The sequence below is a fragment of the Janthinobacterium sp. CG_23.3 genome, assembly GCF_046115965.1.
GTDB lineage: Bacteria > Pseudomonadota > Gammaproteobacteria > Burkholderiales > Burkholderiaceae_D > Janthinobacterium.
In genome coordinates this window covers 1-1,373 of the sequence record NZ_JBJXIB010000268.1, presented here as the reverse complement: position 1 = coordinate 1,373, position 1,373 = coordinate 1, and the positions used below count along the sequence as shown (strand labels likewise).

Sequence of the window (1,373 nt, the reverse complement as noted above, 5' to 3'; positions counted from 1 at the left end):
AACCTGCTAAGGTTATAGGGACAAGCCGTACGGGCAATTAGTACTGGTTAGCTTAATGCATTACTGCACTTCCACACCCAGCCTATCAACGTCCTGGTCTCGAACGACCCTTCAAAGAGCTCAAGGCTCTGGGAAATCTCATCTCAAGGCAAGTTTCCCGCTTAGATGCTTTCAGCGGTTATCTCTTCCGTATTTAGCTACCCGGCAATGCCACTGGCGTGACAACCGGTACACCAGAGATACGTCCACTCCGGTCCTCTCGTACTAGGAGCAGCCCCCTTCAAATTTCCAACGCCCACGGCAGATAGGGACCAAACTGTCTCACGACGTTTTAAACCCAGCTCACGTACCACTTTAAATGGCGAACAGCCATACCCTTGGGACCGGCTACAGCCCCAGGATGTGATGAGCCGACATCGAGGTGCCAAACTCCCCCGTCGATATGAACTCTTGGGAGGAATCAGCCTGTTATCCCCAGAGTACCTTTTATCCGTTGAGCGATGGCCCTTCCATACAGAACCACCGGATCACTATGTCCTACTTTCGTACCTGCTCGACTTGTCAGTCTCGCAGTTAAGCACGCTTATGCCATTGCACTATCGTCACGATGTCCGACCGTAACTAGCGTACCTTCGAACTCCTCCGTTACACTTTAGGAGGAGACCGCCCCAGTCAAACTGCCTACCATGCACTGTCCCCGATCCGGATAACGGACCAAGGTTAGAACCTCAAACAAACCAGGGTGGTATTTCAAGGTTGGCTCCACGATGACTGGCGTCACCGCTTCAAAGCCTCCCACCTATCCTACACAGATTGGTTCAAAGTCCAATGCAAAGCTACAGTAAAGGTTCATGGGGTCTTTCCGTCTAGCCGCGGGTAGATTGCATCATCACAAACATTTCAACTTCGCTGAGTCTCGGGAGGAGACAGTGTGGCCATCGTTACGCCATTCGTGCAGGTCGGAACTTACCCGACAAGGAATTTCGCTACCTTAGGACCGTTATAGTTACGGCCGCCGTTTACTGGGACTTCAATCAAGAGCTTGCACCCCATCATTTAATCTTCCAGCACCGGGCAGGCGTCACACCCTATACGTCCACTTTCGTGTTTGCAGAGTGCTGTGTTTTTATTAAACAGTCGCAGCCACCAGTTTATTGCAACCCTTTCACCCTCATGGAGTAAACCAATCAAGCTACCGGGGCGTACCTTTTCCCGAAGTTACGGTACCAATTTGCCGAGTTCCTTCTCCCGAGTTCTCTCAAGCGCCTTAGAATACTCATCTCGCCCACCTGTGTCGGTTTGCGGTACGGTCTCGTATGACTGAAGCTTAGAGGCTTTTCTTGGAACCACTTCCGATTGCTTCGTGAACAAGT

General features: G+C 51.2%; 1 rRNA gene. It reads right to left on the bottom strand.

Annotated features, from left to right (window positions below):
• Positions 1 to 16: 16 nt before the first annotated feature.
• A 23S ribosomal RNA gene (locus ACFDR9_RS27695) occupies positions 17 to 1,373 on the bottom strand; the annotation flags it as partial.